At 63.0% G+C, this 18,126-nt stretch carries 18 protein-coding genes and 1 riboswitch; of the genes, 8 read left to right on the top strand and 10 right to left on the bottom strand.

The genetic code is table 11. From position 1 onward, the window contains the following. Positions 1 to 176: 176 nt before the first annotated feature. From QCE73_RS04665 to thiC, 6 genes are all read right to left on the bottom strand, one after another. The gene (locus tag QCE73_RS04665; protein WP_309879974.1) at positions 177 to 1,109 is read right to left on the bottom strand and encodes a DMT family transporter; all 933 of its coding nucleotides are present in this window, start codon (positions 1,107 to 1,109) and stop codon (positions 177 to 179) included. Positions 1,110 to 1,224: 115 nt separating this feature from the next. Further along, a complete protein-coding gene (locus tag QCE73_RS04670) occupies positions 1,225 to 2,826 on the bottom strand; it encodes an L-lactate permease (protein WP_035511636.1) in 1,602 nt (533 codons plus the stop codon). Positions 2,827 to 3,068: 242 nt separating this feature from the next. Beyond that, positions 3,069 to 3,197, bottom strand: coding sequence for a hypothetical protein (locus QCE73_RS04675; RefSeq protein WP_273591704.1), 129 nt, complete (start codon positions 3,195 to 3,197; stop codon positions 3,069 to 3,071). A gap of 280 nt (positions 3,198 to 3,477) precedes the next feature. Further along, the gene (locus QCE73_RS04680) at positions 3,478 to 3,978 is read right to left on the bottom strand and encodes a hypothetical protein (RefSeq protein WP_309879975.1); all 501 of its coding nucleotides are present in this window, start codon (positions 3,976 to 3,978) and stop codon (positions 3,478 to 3,480) included. Positions 3,979 to 4,187: 209 nt separating this feature from the next. Further along, positions 4,188 to 4,367 carry a glycine zipper 2TM domain-containing protein gene (locus QCE73_RS04685; RefSeq protein WP_371881107.1) on the bottom strand — a complete coding sequence of 60 codons (180 nt, stop codon included), beginning with the start codon at positions 4,365 to 4,367 and terminating at the stop codon, positions 4,188 to 4,190. Positions 4,368 to 4,661: 294 nt separating this feature from the next. Then, positions 4,662 to 6,593, bottom strand: coding sequence for a phosphomethylpyrimidine synthase ThiC (thiC, locus tag QCE73_RS04690; protein ID WP_309879976.1), 1,932 nt, complete (start codon positions 6,591 to 6,593; stop codon positions 4,662 to 4,664). A 146-nt stretch (positions 6,594 to 6,739) separates the two neighbouring features. Next, positions 6,740 to 6,881, bottom strand: a riboswitch (TPP riboswitch). A gap of 244 nt (positions 6,882 to 7,125) precedes the next feature. On the opposite strand from thiC, the gene QCE73_RS04695 reads away from it, so the two are divergent. Then, complete coding sequence (locus tag QCE73_RS04695; RefSeq protein WP_309879977.1) at positions 7,126 to 8,067, top strand: EamA family transporter; 942 nt, start codon at positions 7,126 to 7,128, stop codon at positions 8,065 to 8,067. A 155-nt stretch (positions 8,068 to 8,222) separates the two neighbouring features. After that, on the top strand, positions 8,223 to 9,560 hold the full coding sequence (locus QCE73_RS04700) for a hypothetical protein (protein ID WP_309879978.1): 1,338 nt from the start codon (positions 8,223 to 8,225) through the stop codon (positions 9,558 to 9,560). 82 nt (positions 9,561 to 9,642) lie between these two features. On the opposite strand, the gene QCE73_RS04705 is transcribed toward QCE73_RS04700, so the two are convergent. After that, complete coding sequence (locus QCE73_RS04705) at positions 9,643 to 11,172, bottom strand: tetratricopeptide repeat-containing glycosyltransferase family protein (RefSeq protein WP_309879980.1); 1,530 nt, start codon at positions 11,170 to 11,172, stop codon at positions 9,643 to 9,645. Positions 11,173 to 11,565: 393 nt separating this feature from the next. On the opposite strand from QCE73_RS04705, the gene QCE73_RS04710 reads away from it, so the two are divergent. Then, positions 11,566 to 12,348 (top strand): DUF4397 domain-containing protein, encoded by a 783-nt coding sequence (locus QCE73_RS04710; protein WP_187608979.1) that lies wholly within the window; start codon positions 11,566 to 11,568, stop codon positions 12,346 to 12,348. A 186-nt stretch (positions 12,349 to 12,534) separates the two neighbouring features. On the opposite strand, the gene QCE73_RS04715 is transcribed toward QCE73_RS04710, so the two are convergent. Both QCE73_RS04715 and QCE73_RS04720 read right to left on the bottom strand, forming a co-directional pair. After that, positions 12,535 to 12,669 carry an entericidin A/B family lipoprotein gene (locus tag QCE73_RS04715; protein ID WP_016344885.1) on the bottom strand — a complete coding sequence of 45 codons (135 nt, stop codon included), beginning with the start codon at positions 12,667 to 12,669 and terminating at the stop codon, positions 12,535 to 12,537. 185 nt (positions 12,670 to 12,854) lie between these two features. Then, a complete protein-coding gene (locus QCE73_RS04720; protein WP_309879981.1) occupies positions 12,855 to 14,294 on the bottom strand; it encodes a sensor histidine kinase in 1,440 nt (479 codons plus the stop codon). Positions 14,295 to 14,512: 218 nt separating this feature from the next. On the opposite strand from QCE73_RS04720, the gene QCE73_RS04725 reads away from it, so the two are divergent. From QCE73_RS04725 to QCE73_RS04745, 5 genes are all read left to right on the top strand, one after another. Next, entirely contained in the window at positions 14,513 to 14,689 is a 177-nt protein-coding gene (locus tag QCE73_RS04725) for a DUF1328 domain-containing protein (protein WP_309879982.1), read from the top strand. Positions 14,690 to 14,743: 54 nt separating this feature from the next. Then, on the top strand, positions 14,744 to 14,905 hold the full coding sequence (locus QCE73_RS04730; protein WP_016344888.1) for a DUF1328 family protein: 162 nt from the start codon (positions 14,744 to 14,746) through the stop codon (positions 14,903 to 14,905). A 195-nt stretch (positions 14,906 to 15,100) separates the two neighbouring features. Beyond that, positions 15,101 to 15,676, top strand: a complete 576-nt coding sequence (locus tag QCE73_RS04735; RefSeq protein ID WP_035506403.1) for a bacterioferritin — start codon at positions 15,101 to 15,103, stop codon at positions 15,674 to 15,676. Positions 15,677 to 15,774: 98 nt separating this feature from the next. After that, complete coding sequence (locus QCE73_RS04740; RefSeq protein WP_035506405.1) at positions 15,775 to 16,407, top strand: response regulator transcription factor; 633 nt, start codon at positions 15,775 to 15,777, stop codon at positions 16,405 to 16,407. A gap of 46 nt (positions 16,408 to 16,453) precedes the next feature. Then, positions 16,454 to 16,894 (top strand): response regulator, encoded by a 441-nt coding sequence (locus QCE73_RS04745; RefSeq protein ID WP_051627092.1) that lies wholly within the window; start codon positions 16,454 to 16,456, stop codon positions 16,892 to 16,894. Between the two features lie 5 nt (positions 16,895 to 16,899). Here the strand turns inward: QCE73_RS04745 and QCE73_RS04750 are convergent, their stop codons facing one another. Beyond that, a complete protein-coding gene (locus QCE73_RS04750) occupies positions 16,900 to 18,096 on the bottom strand; it encodes an MFS transporter (RefSeq protein WP_309879985.1) in 1,197 nt (398 codons plus the stop codon). Between the last annotated feature and the right edge of the window lie 30 nt (positions 18,097 to 18,126).

Here is an 18,126-nt window from a genome sequence, read left to right on the forward strand (position 1 = left end):
CGACTCATGACGTTTGACCCGAACCAGCCCGATACACGATGATCAAAGTGTCAACCATGTCCCCGACGAAAGTGTCAACCATGTCTCCGGTCTATACACAGCAGCAAAGAAAGTGACTGCCGCCCCGCACAGGGGCAATGCCAATAAACCGACACGAAAACAAGTTCCCCGAAATCTCAAGGCACAAGCTTACGCCGCCCAACGAACGGCACACGCTTCACAGCACCGGTAGCAAGCGCAGTCCCCGCAAGCACGATCCCACACCCCGCGATCATCGCAATCGACACATGTTCGCCGAGAAACACCGCGCCCCAAAGAATCCCAAAGAGCGGAATGACGAAAGTGACGGTCATCGCGCGGGCCGGCCCCGCGACCGCGACCAGATGGAAATAGATGAAGTAAGCGATGCCCGTGCAGCCGATGCCGAGCGCGAGCACCGCACCCCACGCGTGCGCCGAAACCGGCACGGCGGGCCAGGTGAGAAACGCAATCGGCGCGAGCGTGAGAGTTGCGCCGATCATGCTGCCGGCGGCGTTGGTCATCGCGTCGACGTCCATCAGATACTTCTTCGCGAAGTTGCCCGCGACGCCATAAAGCGCCGAAGCCGCGAGCGCCGCAGCCGCCGCCAGCATGCCCTGCACCGGCAGCGCCGCATCGTGCCCGCCGTGATCCGGCGCGATCTGATTCCACACCAGCACGAGCACGCCCGCGAAGCCGATCGCCATGCCGATCGAGCGTGCCGTCGTCAGACGGTCCCGGAGCCACAGGAACGCGACGAGCGCGCCGAAGAGCGGCGTCGTCGCGTTGATGACGGACGTCGCGCCGGCCGAAAGCGTCAGCTCGGCGTACGCGAAGAGACAGAACGGCGCGGCGGAGTTGAGAATGCCGACGGCCAGCAACTGGAGCCAGCGCGTGCGCAGCGTCTTGACGGTGGCGGCGAACGGACGGCGCGCCAGCAGCATCGCCACCAGAAACACCGCGCCGATACCCACGCGCAAGGCCATCAGCGGTGCGACGCCGAACTCGGCCACGCCGACGCGGATAAAGAGAAACGATGCGCCCCACAGGGCGGCGAGCACGATCAGTTGCAGCAGATTGGCGGGTGACATGGCGAGGCGGACTTCGGGATGCTGATTGAAAGTCCGCGCATGTTAGCACCGCGCCCGTATCGATAGAACGCCCGCCGAACGAGAGCGCAAGAAGCGGGAGAAACGCGCCGGATTTTCAGTGCGGCGGAATCATCCACGTCAGAACGTTCTGCTGCAGCCACACGAGCACGCCGAGCACGATCGTGAGCAGGATCGAATGCTTGAAGGTGCGCACGAAGACGACACCTTCCTTCCCTTTGAGCTCGGTCGTCGCCACGCCGGTCGAGATGTTCTGCGGCGAGATCATCTTGCCCATCACGCCGCCCGACGAGTTGGTCGCCGCCATCAGCACCGGATTCAGGTTCAGCTGATTCGCCGCCACCACCTGCAGATTGCCGAAGAGCGCGTTGCCCGACGTGTCGCTGCCGGAGAGGAACACCGCCACCCAGCCGAGGAACGCGGACACGAGCGGGAAGAACGGCCCGACCGACGCCACGCCCAGACCCAGCGTGTAGTTCATGCCCGAGTAGTTCATCAGATACGCAAGGCCGACGATCGTCGCGACCGTCAGAATCGCGATGCGCGTCTGCACCCACGTATCCGCGATCGCCGCGCCGTACTCGCGCGCGGGCAGCTTCACGAGCAGCGCCGTGATGATCGACGCCACCAGGATCGCGGTGCCGGTCGCGAGCGGCTGGAAGTCCCAGATCGCGCCGTACGGCTGGTTATAGAGCGTGATGTAGACGGCCTTGTCGAGACCGGGCCACGGCACCTTGACGTCGCCGATCAGGAAAATCTTGAGCACCGTCCACACGATCACCACCACCGATACGACGATCCACGGCACCCAGCCGTGGCCGCCCGAAAGCGTCGCGCCCGTGTTGCCGAGGCGCTCGACGTTCACGGCGAAGCGCTCGTCGGCGACGGGCTTCCACACGCGCAGGAACGCGATCGTCAGAATCAGCGAGACGAGCGACGAAAGCACGTCGGTCAGCGCATAGCTGATGTAGTTCGACGTCACGAACTGCGTGAGCGCGAACGCGCCGCCGGAGACGAGCAGCACGGGCCACACGCGCAGCATGTTGCGAAAGCCCGCGTAAATGCCGATCACGTAGAACGGCAGGAAGAACGCGAAGAGCGGCAACTGGCGGCCGACCATTTTCGCGAGCGCATCGGTGGGCAGGTGCGTGACCGCGCCGAGCACGGTGATCGGCACGCCGAGCGCGCCGAACGCGACCGGCGCCGTGTTGAAGATCAGCGTGAAGGTGAGCGCTTCGAGCGTCGGGAAACCGAGCAGAATCAGGAGCGAACTCGTGATCGCGATCGGCGTGCCGAAGCCCGAGATTCCTTCGAGCAGCGCGCCGAACGAGAAGCCGATCACGACCAGCACGATGCGCCGGTCGTTCGGGAGGTTATCGACCATCCACAGGCGAAACGCCTCGAAACGCCCCGAGCGTTGCGCGACGTTGTAGAGCAGGATCGCGGCGAAGACGATCCACATGACCGGCCATAGCGCGAACACGGCGCCGGCCGCGACCGAATCGAGCGCGAGCGCGACCGGGAAATGCCAGCCCGCCACGGCGATGACGAGCGCGAGAATCAAGCCCGCGAGCGATGCCTGCCACGCGGGGCGGCGCGCCCAGCCCAGCAGCACGAGCACGAGGATGATCGGCAGCGCGGCGACGATGAACGATGCGAACAGGGAATTGGCGATCGGGGTGAGTAGCTGGTGGAACATCGGGTCTCCTTCTCTCTGTCATGAGCCGAAGCGGCGCGAAGCGAAGCCGCCATGCGCGTGGAGTTCGATGTTAAGCAGAAGCCGGCCGCGGGCTTAAGCAAACGCATAACGCGCACACTAAGAATAGGGCGCGAACGGCCTGCGTCAAGGCGTGAATGCCCGCCCATTGCGGCATCGGCGTGACGGGACGCGCCGCTTGCGGGCGCGTCGTCGATGCGGGAGCGGCGCGGAAGTGGAGAGCGTCAGCCCTTGGCGACCGCGTCCGGCGCGCGTTCGTCATGGCGGACAGATGGCGTCTGGCGGAACACCCACACGGTCAGAAGGCCGAGCGAGGCGAGCATCCACAGCAGGAAAAACATAAAGGCCATCATGTCCGATCCCCCGATACGGAAAGTGCGCCAGCGATGCGCGCGAGGTTTGCTACCTGGGTCGCCGTTGCGACGTGTCGAATAGGGGAGCTATGTAGCCAGAACTGTGCCAATCGTCTGGCGAAATGTGCCGAAGCCTTGTCGGATAAGGCAAGTGTCGCAGCGCACAGTTGCGTAATGTGCGCGTAAGTGCGCGAGCCGATCAGAAAATGTTGCAGCTTTGTTACGCAGGCGTGCGCCGGACGGCTTTTCTGTGTCATCCGGCGCGATCGCGACACGGCGCTCAGTGCCCGTGGCCGCCGCCTCCGCCACCGTGCCAACTGCTGCCGCCACCGTGCCAGCCGCCTCCGCCGCCGTGCCATCCGCCGTTGCCGTGCCATCCGCCGCCGTGCCATCCGTGACCCCAGCAGCAACCGCCGCCGCCCCAATAGCCGAAGCCGATCGAGACCGCCGGATAGCCGTAGCCATATCCATAGCCGTAATACGCGGGATACCCGGCGTACGGATAGTACGGATACGGATAAGGGTACGGATAGGTCTGGTAGTAGTCGGAATAGGGCGAGCCGACGGCGTACTCGTACTGCGGCGGCAGCGTGGCAGGCGAGGTCGCTACAGCCGCTCCCGATGCGGGAACGACGAACTCACGCTGCGCGTAGGTCGCACTCGTGACGGGATAGGGTGGATAAGCCGGATACCCGTAAGGGTAATAGCACCCGCTGAGAAGCAGCCCGGCGGCGAGCGCGGCGGCGGCCGTTTTGGGTCCGGGAATAAAGGCGGAAATCATGATGCTGCTCCTTGCGCTACGGCTTGCCGGACTCTTCTCGATGAAAATCGAACGGTCCGTTAGAAACAGCTTAGACGAACGATGGCGCGCAGGCGTCCGATGTCATGTGACAAAGCATTACCGAAACGCCTTTCTGTAACAAACATGAAACAGCGGATCGGTTCGACGCGGCGAAGCGCAACACTTCGCCGCCGAAAACGGCCACCTCCTTACTTCCCGACCTGATTGCCGATGACGCCGCCGACCGCAGCGCCGCCCAACGTCGAAAGTGCACTGCCGCCGATCACCGCTCCGCCGGCCGCGCCCACGCCTGCGCCGATGGCGGTATCCCGTTGACGCGTGGTCATGTCGCTGCAAGCGGTCAATCCTCCCAGAAACGCGATGACCATTGCAGCGGCGCCGATCTGTTTGATGTTTTTCATGTCGACTCTCCAATTCGATGATGAGATGAATCGGCTCCGGTTCACACGCGGCTACGCGAGCCGCGCAGTGACCGTTTCGGCGTCGGCCAACGGGGGCCGCCATGTTTTTCGCCGGTTCGTTCGTTTTCCCAGCAGGAAAAGTGCCCGAATCGTCAGATTGATCGCTCATCCATACGCGACGAGGCTTTGCGCCCGATTCCAATAAAAAAACGGCCTGCCGCACGCGCTGTGCGACAGGCCGTTGTCAGCCAAAAACAAGCATCAAGTCGGCTGGTAAATCTCCGAGCCCTTCTTGACGAACTCGATCGCCTTCGTCTCCATGCCCTTCGCGAGCGCCTCGTTTTCGCTCAAGCCTTGCTTCGCGGCGAAATCGCGGACGTCCTGCGTGATTTTCATCGAGCAGAAATGCGGGCCGCACATCGAGCAGAAGTGCGCGACCTTGGCCGAATCCTTCGGCAGAGTTTCGTCGTGGAATTCGCGCGCCTTGTCGGGATCGAGGCCGAGGTTGAACTGATCCTCCCAGCGGAATTCGAAGCGCGCTTTCGACAACGCGTTGTCGCGAACCTGCGCGCCCGGATGACCCTTGGCCAGATCCGCCGCGTGCGCCGCCAGCTTGTAGGTGATGATGCCTACCTTGACGTCGTCCTTGTTCGGCAGGCCGAGGTGCTCCTTCGGCGTGACGTAGCAGAGCATCGCGGTGCCGAACCAGCCGATCATCGCCGCACCGATACCCGACGTGATGTGGTCGTATCCCGGCGCGATGTCCGTCGTGAGCGGCCCGAGCGTGTAGAACGGCGCTTCGTCGCACCATTCCAGTTGCAGGTCCATGTTCTCCTTGATGAGCTGCATCGGCACGTGGCCGGGGCCTTCGATCATCACCTGCACGTCGTGCTTCCACGCGATCTGCGTCAGTTCGCCGAGCGTCTTGAGTTCGCCGAGCTGCGCTTCGTCGTTGGCGTCGTAGATGGAGCCGGGGCGCAGGCCATCGCCGAGCGAGAACGAGACATCGTATTGCTTCATGATTTCGCAGATGTCTTCGAAGTGCTCGTAGATGAAGCTTTCCTTGTGATGCGCGAGGCACCACTTCGCCATGATCGAGCCGCCGCGCGACACGATGCCCGTCATGCGGTTGGCGGTCAGCGGCACGTATTGCAGGCGCACGCCCGCGTGAATCGTGAAGTAATCGACGCCCTGTTCCGCCTGCTCGATGAGCGTGTCGCGGAAGATTTCCCACGTCAGGTCTTCGGCCTTGCCGTTGACCTTTTCGAGCGCCTGATAGATCGGCACCGTGCCGATCGGCACCGGCGAATTGCGGATGATCCACTCGCGCGTTTCGTGGATGTGCTTGCCCGTCGAGAGATCCATCACCGTGTCGCCGCCCCAGCGGATCGCCCACGTCATCTTGTCGACTTCCTCGCCGATGGAGGAGGTCACCGCCGAATTGCCGATGTTCGCGTTGATCTTCACGAGGAAGTTGCGGCCGATGATCATCGGCTCGCTTTCCGGGTGATTGATGTTCGCCGGGATGATCGCGCGGCCGCGCGCCACTTCCTCGCGCACGAATTCGGGCGTGATTTCCTTCGCCGCATCCTTGCCGAACGCCGCCGCGCCGAAGGCCTGGCCGGGATGCTGGCGGCCCATCATCGCGGCGAGCTTTTCGCCGTTCGGGCCGCTCTGCTTCAGGCTTTCGAGGTATTCCGCGCGCCGCTGGTTTTCGCGGATCGCGATGTACTCCATCTCGGGCGTGATGATGCCTTGCCGCGCGTAGTGCATCTGCGAGACGTTCTTGCCGGCCAGCGCGCGGCGCGGATGGCGATGCAGGTCGGGAAAGCGCAGTTCGGCCGTCTTCGGATCGGCGGCGCGCTCGCGGCCGAATTCGCTCGACAAGCCATCGAGCTGTTCAGTGTCGCCTCGTGCTTCGATCCATTGCGCGCGCACGGCGGGCAGACCCGCGCGGATGTCGATGTTCGCGTCGGGATCGGTGTACGGGCCCGAGGTGTCGTACACGTACACCGGCGGGTTCTTCTCTGCCCCGAAGCCGTCGGGGGTGTCCGATTGCGTGATTTCGCGCATCGGCACGCGGATGTCGGGCGTCGAGCCGGTCACGTAGACCTTGCGCGAGTTCGGCAGCGGCGCGATGGCGGCGGCATCGACGACGGCATTCTCGGACAGGAACTTCGGGTTGGCATTCATGTGCTGTCTCTCCTGTAGGGATGGTTTATTGCCGAAGCACGACGACGCACACACGAACGCCGTCGAGCTCGGCTGATTCAGGAGCTAAACAGGGAGGAACGAGATGGAAAGGTACGGGTCCGGAAGAAGTGGCCTGATGCTGCAAACCATGGAACCCGAACGCTTCCCTGCGCTGGCATTATCCAGATCAGGTTCAAAGGGTATTTCTCACCCACGCCACACGAAGCGATTTCGTCGATAGAACCGATCGAGATCGCGATGTGCAACGCAGGACCCCCGCGTTAGCAGCCGACACGTTACACCGCGGCGTGGCGTCTTGGCAACCATTCGTAAAGTTGTGCAAACGCGTTCCGTGCTTACTGCATAATGTCGGGCGCCGCGGATTCTCGGGGTTTTCCCGAGGGTCGCGCGGTCTCTCCTCGCGCAATCGCACTTCTTTCGTCCCGTCATGCCGTTCAGTCTGGTAGTCGCCGCAGCGTATTTCCCCGTCCCATTTGCAGTTGTCCGGCGCGCAGCCGTTGCGGAGTAATGCATGTCCGCTTTGCCGCCGCCGCGTCTGCCGTTCAGTTTCCCCGACCGTTTTCCGTTTCGTGCGCCGCGCTCGTTCAAAGGGCAGGTCGCGCTCGCGCTGGCCGTCGTTTATCTCGTGTGGGGCTCGACGTATCTCGGGATTCATTTGTCGCTCGAGTCGTTTCCGCCGCTCATGCTCGGCGGCCTGCGCAATCTGTGCGCGGGCGTCGGGCTGTTCGTGATCGCCGTGCATCGCAAGGCGGTGTGGCCCAGCGCGCGGGAAGTGCGCAATGCGGCGATCGTCGGCACATTGCTGGAGGGTTTGTCGAGCGGGATGATGGCCTACGGCATGCGCACGGTGGGAACCGGCACGGCCGCGGTGATGGTGGCCACCGTGCCGCTCTTCGCGACGATCTTCACCGCGCTCAGCGGGCGCGGCGTCGCCAGGGGTGAATGGTTCGCGGTGGCGCTGGGTCTCATCGGCATCGTGCTCTTGAATCATGGCGATCCTTCTCCGAGTTCGACCGTCGGTACATTGGCGATTCTGTGCGCCGCGATTTTCTGGGCGGGCGGCGCGCATCTGGCGACGCGTCTGCCGCAGCCTTCGGATCTGCTGATGTCGACGGCCTTGCAGATCGGGCTCGGCGGATTGATCGCGACGGCAATCGCGCTGGCGGCGGGCGAGCGGGTGACGCATATGAGCGTCGGCGCGGGATTTTCGTTCGTGTATCTCGTGGTGATTGGGTCGATGGCCGCGTATGTCGCGTATAACTTTCTGATTCGGCATACGAGCACGATCGTCGCGACGAGTTGTCTTTATGTGAATCCGGTTGTCGCGGTGTTGCTGGGCGCGTTGCTGCTCGGAGAAATCATCACGCAATGGACCGTTATCGCGACGGTCGTGATTTTGCTTTCTGTGGGGCTTTCGTTCTGGTTCGATTATCGGCGGCGGGGGGTGGCTTAGCGCCGGTTGTGAACTGACGCGAAACGGCTTTCGCGCCTTAAGCGGCAGAGTGAAACAATCTGTCTTCACACTTGCCCGTGCACCGAGCGGCGGACAAAATCCGCGGCAGAAACGCGTAGTCGCGAAGCCGGCTCGCGGGAACACGGAGCATCGCCATGACCACCCACGTCATCAGTTTCTTCGCGGACGATAGCGCTCGCGCTTCGTTGCAAAATCATCGCCTCTACTGCGAGCGGCAGGGATACACGCACGAATACGTCGATGCGAGCGCAATAGGTTGGCCGCAACTGCGCATGATCATGAAGTATCAGGTGCTCTTGCGAGCGTTGCGCGCCTGCGCGGAAGGCGATCTCGTTCTGCTGCTGACACAGGATTGCTTGCTGAAAGGCGATATTCGCTGCGAAGTGTTGATGGAAGGTCGCGAATCGGACTGGATTGCCGCGCTGGACTCCGACTATGTCATGGCGTCATTCCAGTTGTGGCGCAACACGATCATGTCACGCGCGCTTGCCAGCTATCTTTTCGGTGGTACGAAGCTCTGCTATGAAACGCCGCTGAGCGAATCGGACCTGTTGACGCTGTTGAAGCCGGAACCGTTCGACTGCGAATATAACGGGCACCTCGCTGTCTCGCCGGTCGCTTTGGATACGTCGATGTTCTGGGTCGACGTCCCGGTCCTGGCCTTGGCGCTCGTGGATTTGTCAGTCGCGCCTAGAAACTATCCAGTCTGCACGAAGCTGCGCGATCTGCTCGCGGAGCATATCAACGCGTGCCAGGCAGAAGGGCGGCCTCTCTTCACGTGGCCGCGGCAGAACACGCCTGATCGCGCTGCACGCTATGAAGCGATGAATGCCGATGCGCCCATTGCGCTGACCATGCTGTACACGCCGAACGTCAGCGAGTACGGCGAGATCGCGGAAGCCAACCTGCGGCGTTATTGCGCGCGTCACGGTTATGCCTTGCATGTTTATCGCGACATTCCGGATCAGGCCGGCTGGAATGCAGCGGGCAACTGGTTCAAGCCATGGGTGCTGCGTCATCATCTCGGACAGCATCAATGGGTGTTCTGGATCGATGCGGACGTGCTCGTCGTCGATCAGAAGAAGCCGTTGGAACCAATGTTGCAGAACGCCGATCGGGTGTTGGCGGCGGATATCAGCTGGCATTTCAACTCGGGTGTCATGGGATTTCGTAACACGCGGGAGAATGCTCGGTTGCTGGAAGAAGTCGCGCAGACGGTGAGCGAAATGTCGGACAAGTCGACTGTGTACGCGAACGGCGGTGACCAGGACATCTTCATCAAGGTCATGGAGCGTCATGGAAAAGCCACCTATGACGAACTGATCGACTGCACAACGCTAAACACGCCTTATCAGCTTCAAACGCGCAATACCTTCATGGTGCACTACATGGGTATGCAGCCGGCCTTTCGCACGCTTGCGATGCGTCATGGCGAGCAGCTCAGTCGGGAACTCGACGCGAGCGGCGTCTAAACTGCGGGCGCGGCAAGGCGAGCGTGGTCGACGAGGGGCAGGAGGGGCTCGACTGCCCCCGAAGCTCAGGCGGGTTATTCAACTACGACGACCGCCAGGCACCCCGTTCCAGTTCCGCGACCACGCGTGCCAATACCTCGTTCCAGTCGCCGCGTTCTTTCTGGTTGAAGATGCGCATGTTCGGGTACCACGGCGTATCCTCACGATCGCGCATCCAGCGCCAGCAACCCTGATACCGATTGAGCAGCCATACGCGCTTGCCCATTGCGCCGGCGAGATGCGCTATGGATGTGTCCACACAGATCACGAGATCCAGCGATGCGACGAGCGCGGCAGTATCGGCGAAATCGTTCATCTCGTTCATCCAGTCGACGATATGCACGCGCTGCCGGCGTTGCAATCTCTTCTCGTCGTTCGCTGGCTTCTGCAAACTGATCCAGAGCGCATGAGGCCAGGCGATGAGCGCGTCGATCATCTCGACCGGCATGCTTCGTCTCGCATCCACTTCCGGCACCAGCCCGCCGCCGGCCCACGCAAGACCGATACGCGGCCGCGCCGGGTTGTGCAGGCCGGCGAGCCGTTTCGACCAGCGCTGCGCTGCGCGCGGTTCCGCGTGCAAGTAAGGAATCGCGGCCGGGATGGAGTCTGCATCCGTGTCGAACGCCATCGGCAGTGACAGCAGCGGGCTGTACATGTCCCACTGTCGCAAGTCAACGCGCGTCGCATCGAGGTACACGAACTTCGATGACGTCGAACCGAAAGCGCGGCTCAACAGGCGTCGAAGAGGTTCGGGGCCGGCGAAGCCCACCTGAGAGAAACGCTCCATCGCCATCGGGATATATCGGCAGAAGTGAAGCGTGTCACCCAGCCCCTGCTCGTGCAGTATCAGCAGACGATCCCGATCCGCTCGCGTGCTTTCGCCTTTCCATTGAGGCATCGGCAGATTCGGCGGATTGACGTTCCTGTTGCCGCTCTCATCCTGAAACGTGGACCACCGATGTTCGAAGTGCGGCCACGCGTCCCTGTACCGACCCAGCGTGAGCAACGCATGACCGAGGTTGCCCTGAGCCTCCGGATTCGCCGGCTGGATCGACAAAGCGCGATGGAGTTGCTCGACTGCCGCGTCGAGGTGGCCCAGCGACTTCAACGATGCGCCGAGATTGCTGTGCGCCTGAAAATGACGAGGGCTGAAATCGATCACCTCGCGATATACCTCAGCCGCTTCGGCAAAGCGCAAATCCAATTGCAACGCGCGACCGAGGTTATAGAGCACGACGCTCTTATCGATATCCGGGTGCCCTTGCATTGCGATGTCGAGTGCGGTTCGCGCGCTTTCGGCGGCGCGGGCAAATGCGCCCAGGTGCGTCTGAATCACGCTGAGCGAATTGAGGAAAACCGGATTCGGCGAACGCTCGATTGCTTTCAGAACCCAGCGTTGCGCGTCTTTTGGATCGTCGAGTGCAAGCGCGGCGATGCCACGCAAATGGAGCGCTTCCGCGTTATCCGATTCGATGCTCAGACATCGTTCACTCCAGAACACAGCGCCTTGCCATTGGCCAGCGTTATAGCATTCGGCCGCCTGCTTATACATCGACTGAAAATCATCCTGCATCCCTGAAACGACTCCGAATGTTTTACGAACCGCGTCACCGATTCTATCGATCGGTTTCGATTTGCCGCTTCTCCAGATTGGAAAATTGAGTGTTTCCATCGGGAGATTTGCAGGCGTGTCAGCGTGCCGAGTTCGCCGCTTGTACTCATCCCGAAGCAATCCTCTAACGAAAGCAAAGCCTTATCCCACAAGGCTTCGAGGCTCATCCAAGCGCTCAAGCACCGATCAGGGGCACGTCGATTGCTCCATGCGAACGCCCGTTCCGCCGAGTCTTCGAAACCAAACTTCGTTGCAAGCGGACAGGGAAGGTCAACAAGGGAGAGTCCCAGGCCGGGCATCACGCACACGCGCCACGGACTCGAATAGAAAAGAACCAGACAAAAAGGTGGAACCATGAAGCTCATCCGCACCGCTGCCGCGCTCGCCGCCGTCGCCGCTTTGCTCTCCGCTTGCGGCGGAAGCTCCGACGATGTCGGCAAGGAAATCGGCGTCACGCCGGCGCAGGTCCATTTCATCCACGCGATTCCGAGCGGCCCGAACGTCGACTTTTACGACAACGCCAAGATCCTGCAACCGAATCTCGCCTACAAGGCGGTGACCAACTTCGCGAACATCGATACGGGCCAGCACAGCTTCTCGTACGCAGCCGTCAACACGACGACACAACTCGCCACCGACACGAGCATCTCGAACGCCGCGAAAGGGCACGAGTACACGGTGATCGCGCTGCCGGATGCGGGCTTCCTGCCGTCGATCGCGGTCATCGACGATCCGTTCGACAAGGGCTTGCTGTCGAGCAGCGCGCGCGTGCGCGCGTTCAACGCGTCGACGAACGCGCCGAACCTCGATATCTATCTCGTCGCGCCGGGGACGAACATCGCGAGCGTCAGTCCGACGATGGCGGGCGTCGCCTACAAGAACGCCGTGCCCGCGACGACGCAGGATTCCATCTATGTCTCGGGCGGCACGTACCAGTTGATCGCGACGCTGCCGGGCACGAAGACGCCGGTCTACACATCGGCCTCGTTCACGCTCGTCAACAACGCGGACTGGCTCGTGACGACGCTGCCTTCGGGCAATGCGGTCTCGCAACTCGTGCCGGAGAAGATCCGTATGCTGGTCGCGCAGGGCGGCAACACGCAACAACCGGCGCTGGAATTGCCCGACACGCAATAAAGACGAGCGCCTGAAGCAACGAAACCCGGCCGCGCAGCATCGGCCGGGTTTTTTTTGCATTTCGCGAGCGCCGCAGCGACGCAAAAAAAATCCCGCCACGCGAACGTGGCGGGAAGACAGGGTCCTACATCAACGCTATGGAACGCCTGAGCGCGTGCGCCGCAACGATGCGGCGCCCCTCGCCCGTTACTTGTGCTCCTCGGCGGAATTCGAAATGGCCTGACCGCCCTTCGAAATGTCCTGGCCAGCGCCCGAGACGGTGTTGCAGCCCGCGAGAGCCGCCGTGCCTGCAATCAGCAGTAGAGCGATGAGTCGAGTCATGTTTATTCCCCTTGGAGTTGAAATGCGTGACTGGAATCGGGTTCGCGCATCATTGTCTGGTGACGGACCTCTTCGACGCCCCGCATACCGGTGTGAACAATCATAAAAAAATCGGTCGGTCTCAGGCTGTAGGCACGGCTGCGATTTTGCTGTCGGCGGCGTCTGCATTCGATGTCGGCATCGTCCTACGCGGAAGGCGCGACGACGGGTGCATCCACGCTGCGCTCACGCGGCATCGACACGCTGATCGACGTGCCATGTGGCGACGCGCGTTCGATCTCGAAGCGCCCGCCGCGCGCCGAGACGCGCTGGCGCATGCCGACGAGCCCATGCGTCTGCGTGCGCTTGAGATCCTGCGGCCGGATGCCGATGCCGTCATCGATGATCGAGAGCGACACGTTCTCTTCATCGACGTCGAGCGTCACGCGGATGCGGCTCGCGTGCGCGTACTTCGCCGCGTTGGTCAGCGTCTCCTGCGCGACGCGAAAGAGCGCGATTTCGATCGCCTCGCCGAGCTTCACGTCGTCGCCCGGCAGATCGAACTCGACGCTCCAGCCGTTGCGTTGCGCGGCTTCGTCGGCAAGCGAGCGCAGCGCGGTCACGAGGCCGAAGCTCGCGAGCACGGTCGGCCGCATGTCCTCGATGATGCGTCGCTTCAATGCGATGCCCTGATCCAGATTGCCGAGCGCGCGCGCGAGTTTTTCGGCCATCGCGGGTTCCGTGTTCTTGAGCTTGCCGCGCACCCACGCGACATCCATCTTGCTCGCGGTCAGGATCGAGCCGAGCTCGTCGTGCAGTTCGCGCGCAAGCTCCGTCTTTTCGTTTTCGCTGACCGATTGCAAGTGCCAGGCGAGCGCTTCGAGCTGGCGCGTGCGCGCGAACACGAGTTGATCGAGCTCTTCCTGTTGCGTGATGAGCGCCTTCTGCACGCGCGCCTGCTTGTCGAGCTGGATGCCCAGATTGCGAAAGAGCAGGATGAACAACACGATATTGAGCGCGCACAGTGCGCCGACACAGAGCGTCGAGATACGCTGATCCGCGCGGCTCGCGTCGAGCGCATGCTGCGCGCGTTGTTCCTCGTTCAGTCGCAGGAGCGAGAGCGCCGCGTCGAGCGTCGCGCTCGTGTCGGGCGGCGGCGCGAGGATGCGGTCGCGTGCGGCTGGGTCGGCGGGCGGGTCGGCGAAGCGCACCGTGCCTTGCGCGATTTCATCGTCGGCGGCGGCGCGGATCTGCGCGAAGCTCGCGAGCGCGGTGTCGTCGCCGATACGGCGGTAGTACGCATCGAGCCACGCCAGCGTGCGCCGCACGCGCTCCGCCGTCTCCCTGAAGTGCGCCGGAAACGCGCCATCCGCCTTCAGCGCGTAGCCGCGCTCGTCGGCGGTGAGCGTGGCGAGATCGGCGGCGAGCGTCGAAAGCTGCGCGGTCGCGCCCTTCGCTTCGAGCGCGGTTTCATATTCCGACGCGATGCGCATCCGTCCCGATTCCAGAATGATCAACCCGCCCACGGTGATGACGATCGCGACCGTCATCGCGACCGCCCAGCTATAGCGGCGCATCCAGTCGTTGAACCGCGCCGCGCGGCGCGCGATGCCGGCCGGCGCGGGCGGCGTGGACGCTTTCGGCATGGCGGGCTCGTCGGCTGCGAAGAGGGGCGGGTCGTCGGGCAGGATCGCGGCTCGCGGTACGTGGCTCATGGTGTCGGTGGTTCGGCGTTTCACTTCGGCAGCCGGTTTGAAAGCGAGTGTCGGTGGATTCCCACAGCAAAAAAGGAGCCTGCCCGAATGCGCCGCGCGGCGGGCATCGCTAGCATGGTTCCGTCATTCATTCTTTACGGGGAACGATCATGCTGAAGTGGGCCTTGTTTTTCGCGATCGTGGCCGTGATCGCCGGGGTGCTGGGCTTTACGGGCGTCGCTGCGGGCGCCGCGGCCATCGCCAAGTTCCTGTTCGTGCTCTTCCTGATCCTGTGCGTCGTGTTCCTGGTGCTGGGCTTCGTCGTCACGAAAAAAGCCGTCGATTAGCGGCGCTTGCGTCGACTCGCCGGACCGTTCTCAACCACTTAGGAAGGAGCTCACATGCTTCACTACGCCGCTGTCTTCTTCGTCATCGCCATCATCGCCGCCGTGTTCGGCTTCACGGGCATCGCGGCCGGCGCGGCGGAAATCGCGAAGATTCTTTTCTTCATTTTTCTGGTCGTGTTCGTGGTCACCTTGCTGCTTGGCGTGTTCCGTACATGACGCCCGCATCACGGCGAGAGCCATGAGCCATCAAGCCGCGCGCGGGACTTACGACCGTCGCGCGGCTTTTTCGAGGGGCAGGCATGACACATGCATCGGAACCTCTGATTGGATAGCAGGGTTCTATGCACGCCGCATCTGCAAGAACCTGCTCCAGCGAACAGTCATCTCATCCCGTACAGAGGAGCGAACCAAATGTCCAAATCGTCTGCTGTAAAAGCCGAGTCGAATCAGTCCTCGGGCGCTTTTGTTCTCGATGTCGAAAAAATTCGCGCCGATGCGCGTCAGCACATGGACGAAGGCGCAGTGACCGAGGGCTACGGCGCCGACCGCGAGACGGTCCTGAAGCTGCTCAACGACTCGCTCGCCACCGAAATCGTCTGCACGCTGCGCTACAAGCGTCATTACTTCATGGCGAAGGGCATTCACTCGGAAGCCGTCGCGCAGGAGTTCCTGGAGCACGCAAACGAGGAACAGGAGCACGCCGATACGCTCGCCGAGCGCATCGTGCAACTGGGCGGCGCGCCGAATTTCGCGCCCGACGGCCTCTCGTCGCGCTCGCATTCCGAGTACAACGAAGGCAAGGATCTGATCGACATGATCCGCGAGAATCTGATCGCCGAGCGCATCGCGATCGATACGTACCGCGAGATCATCCGATATCTCGGCGACAAGGACGTCACGACGCGCCGCATCTTTGAGGACATTCTGGCCGTCGAGGAAGAACACGCCGACGATATGGCGGATCTGCTGGAAGGCCGTAACGGCTAAGGGCGACGCGGCTCCGATACGCTGCGGGCGTATCGGGCCGCATGCATGAAATGACCGATCAACTACTACAAGAGCGTCCGGCAGCGCGGACGACGCGAATGATTCGAGTCTTGATAGCCGACGACCACGCGATCGTGCGCAGCGGATTCAGGCAGTTCGTCGTGGACGAGCCCGACATGGAAGTCGCGGGCGAGGCCGCAACTGGCGACGAAGCCATCGCGCTCGTGCGCGCGCAGGCGTTCGATGTCGTGCTGCTCGATATCGCGATGCCGGACAAGAACGGCGTCGACACCTTGCGCGTGATCAAGCAGATCCGTCCGGAGCAGGGCGTGCTGATGCTCTCGGGTTTTCCGGAGAGTCAGTACGCGATCAACCTGCTGAAGGCGGGTGCGAACGGCTATCTGAACAAGGACGCCGCGCCCGAGGAGATCGTGCGCGCGATCCGCACCGTGGCGCGCGGGCATCGGTATCTGTCCGAGTTCATCGCGGATGCGCTCGCCGATAAGCTCGACAAGCCCGCCGCCGAACGGCCTCACGAACTGCTGTCGGAGCGCGAGTTCCAGATCTTCTGCAAGCTCGCGGGCGGACGGATTCCGACGGAAATCGCGCAGGAACTGCATCTTTCGGTGAAGACGGTGAGCACGTATCGCGCGCGCGTGCTCGAAAAAATGCGGCTTTCCAATAACGCCGATCTCACGTATTACGCGATCAAGAATGGCCTGATCGAATAGCGGCGCATGGTTTGAAATCCGCGAGCACTGCCGGAGGGCGCCCGACGTGGGCAATCACATCACCACTGACGACCGAAGCGGGCAGCCGGGCGCGCGGCGCACGCCGCTCGCGGTGCTGTTGATCGAGGACTCGCCGCTGATCCGCCGCAGCCTGACCGAGGCGATCGATGCGCTCGGGCCGTGGCGCGTGAGCGCGTTCGCCGATGCGCCGGACGATGCGATCGCGTTGCTGTCGGCGCAGGCGTTCGACGCGGTGATCGTCGATCTGCAACTGAAGCGCGGCTCGGGCATCGACGTGCTCGCGTGGCTCGAGGAATGCGGCGCGGCGCGCTCGCCGGGCGCGTTCGTCGCGGTGCTCACGAATCACGCGCTGCCGACGTATCGTGAGCGTTGCCTGCAATACGGCGTGCGTCACTTCTTCGACAAGTCGCTCGAATTCGATCGTGTGCTTGACGCGTTGTGCGATTACGCACGCGGGCGCACCTGAAGCCGCTATCGCTTATCGCGCCCGCGCCAGTGGCTGAAGCCCGCGAGACCTGTCGCCGCGAGACCGGCGAGACACACGCCCGTCCAGCCCATCGCCTGCCACGCCAGCGACGCGACCCCTGATCCCAGCGCCCCGCCGATGAAATAAGCGACCATATAGACCGTGTTCACGCGGCTGCGCGCCTCGGGCTTGAGCGCGTAAATGCGCGACTGGTTCGAAATCTGCGCGGCCTGCACGCCGACATCGAGCACGATCACGCCGACGACGAGCCCCGCGATGCTCGTCGCCGAGAACGCGAACACCACGAACGACAGCGCCACGAGCCCGATGCACAGCGAGATGACGGCGCGCGGGCCGCGCTTGTCGGCTGATTTGCCCGCGAGCGGCGCTGCGAGCGCGCCCGCCGCGCCGACGATGCCGAAAAGACCCGCCGCCTGCGGACCCATATGAAACGGCTCGCCCGCGAGCAGCAGCGTGAGCACCGACCAGAAGATGCTGAACGCGGCGAAGAGCGCGCCGCCGGTGAACGACGCCTCGCGCAGCGCGCGGTTTTCGACCGCGAGATGCCACATCGAGCCGAGCAGTTTGCCGTAGGTGAGCGTCGAGGTCGGCCGGCTCTTCGGCAGCCGTGCGATCACGACGACCGCCAGCGCGATCGTCGCCAGCACGGAGGCGCCGAACACGGCGCGCCAGCCGAAGTACTGCGCGACGAAGCCCGACACGGTGCGCGCGAGCAGGATGCCGAGCAGCAGCCCGCTCATCACCGTGCCGACGGCGTGGCCGCGTTCGGCGGCGGGCGCGAGCTCGGCGGAGAAGGGCACGGCTTGCTGCGCGATCGTCGATACGATGCCGATCGCGAGACTCGCCGCGATCAGAACGGCGAGCGTCGGCGCGCTTGCCGCGGCCACGAGCGATACGCCGAGCGCCGCGAGTTGCAGCAGGATCAAAAGACGCCGGTCGAAGCGGTCGCCGAGCGGCGCGAGCACGAGCATGCCGAGCGCGTAGCCGAGTTGCGTCGAGGCGGGCACCGCGCCGATCAAATGGGCGTCGCCGGGAAAGCTCGCGCGGAAATCGCCGAGCAGCGGCTGGTTGAAATAGATGTTCGCGACCGAGACGCCCGCGATAGTCGCGAGCAGCCACAGCGTGGCGCGCGAATAGTGCGGATGGCGCGCCGGAGGATTCGATTGCGGCGAATTGGGCATGAACCGAAGCCAGTGAAGATCAGCCGCCGA

The organism is Caballeronia sp. LZ029 (assembly GCF_031451275.1).
GTDB classification, from domain to species: Bacteria; Pseudomonadota; Gammaproteobacteria; order Burkholderiales; family Burkholderiaceae; genus Caballeronia; species Caballeronia jiangsuensis.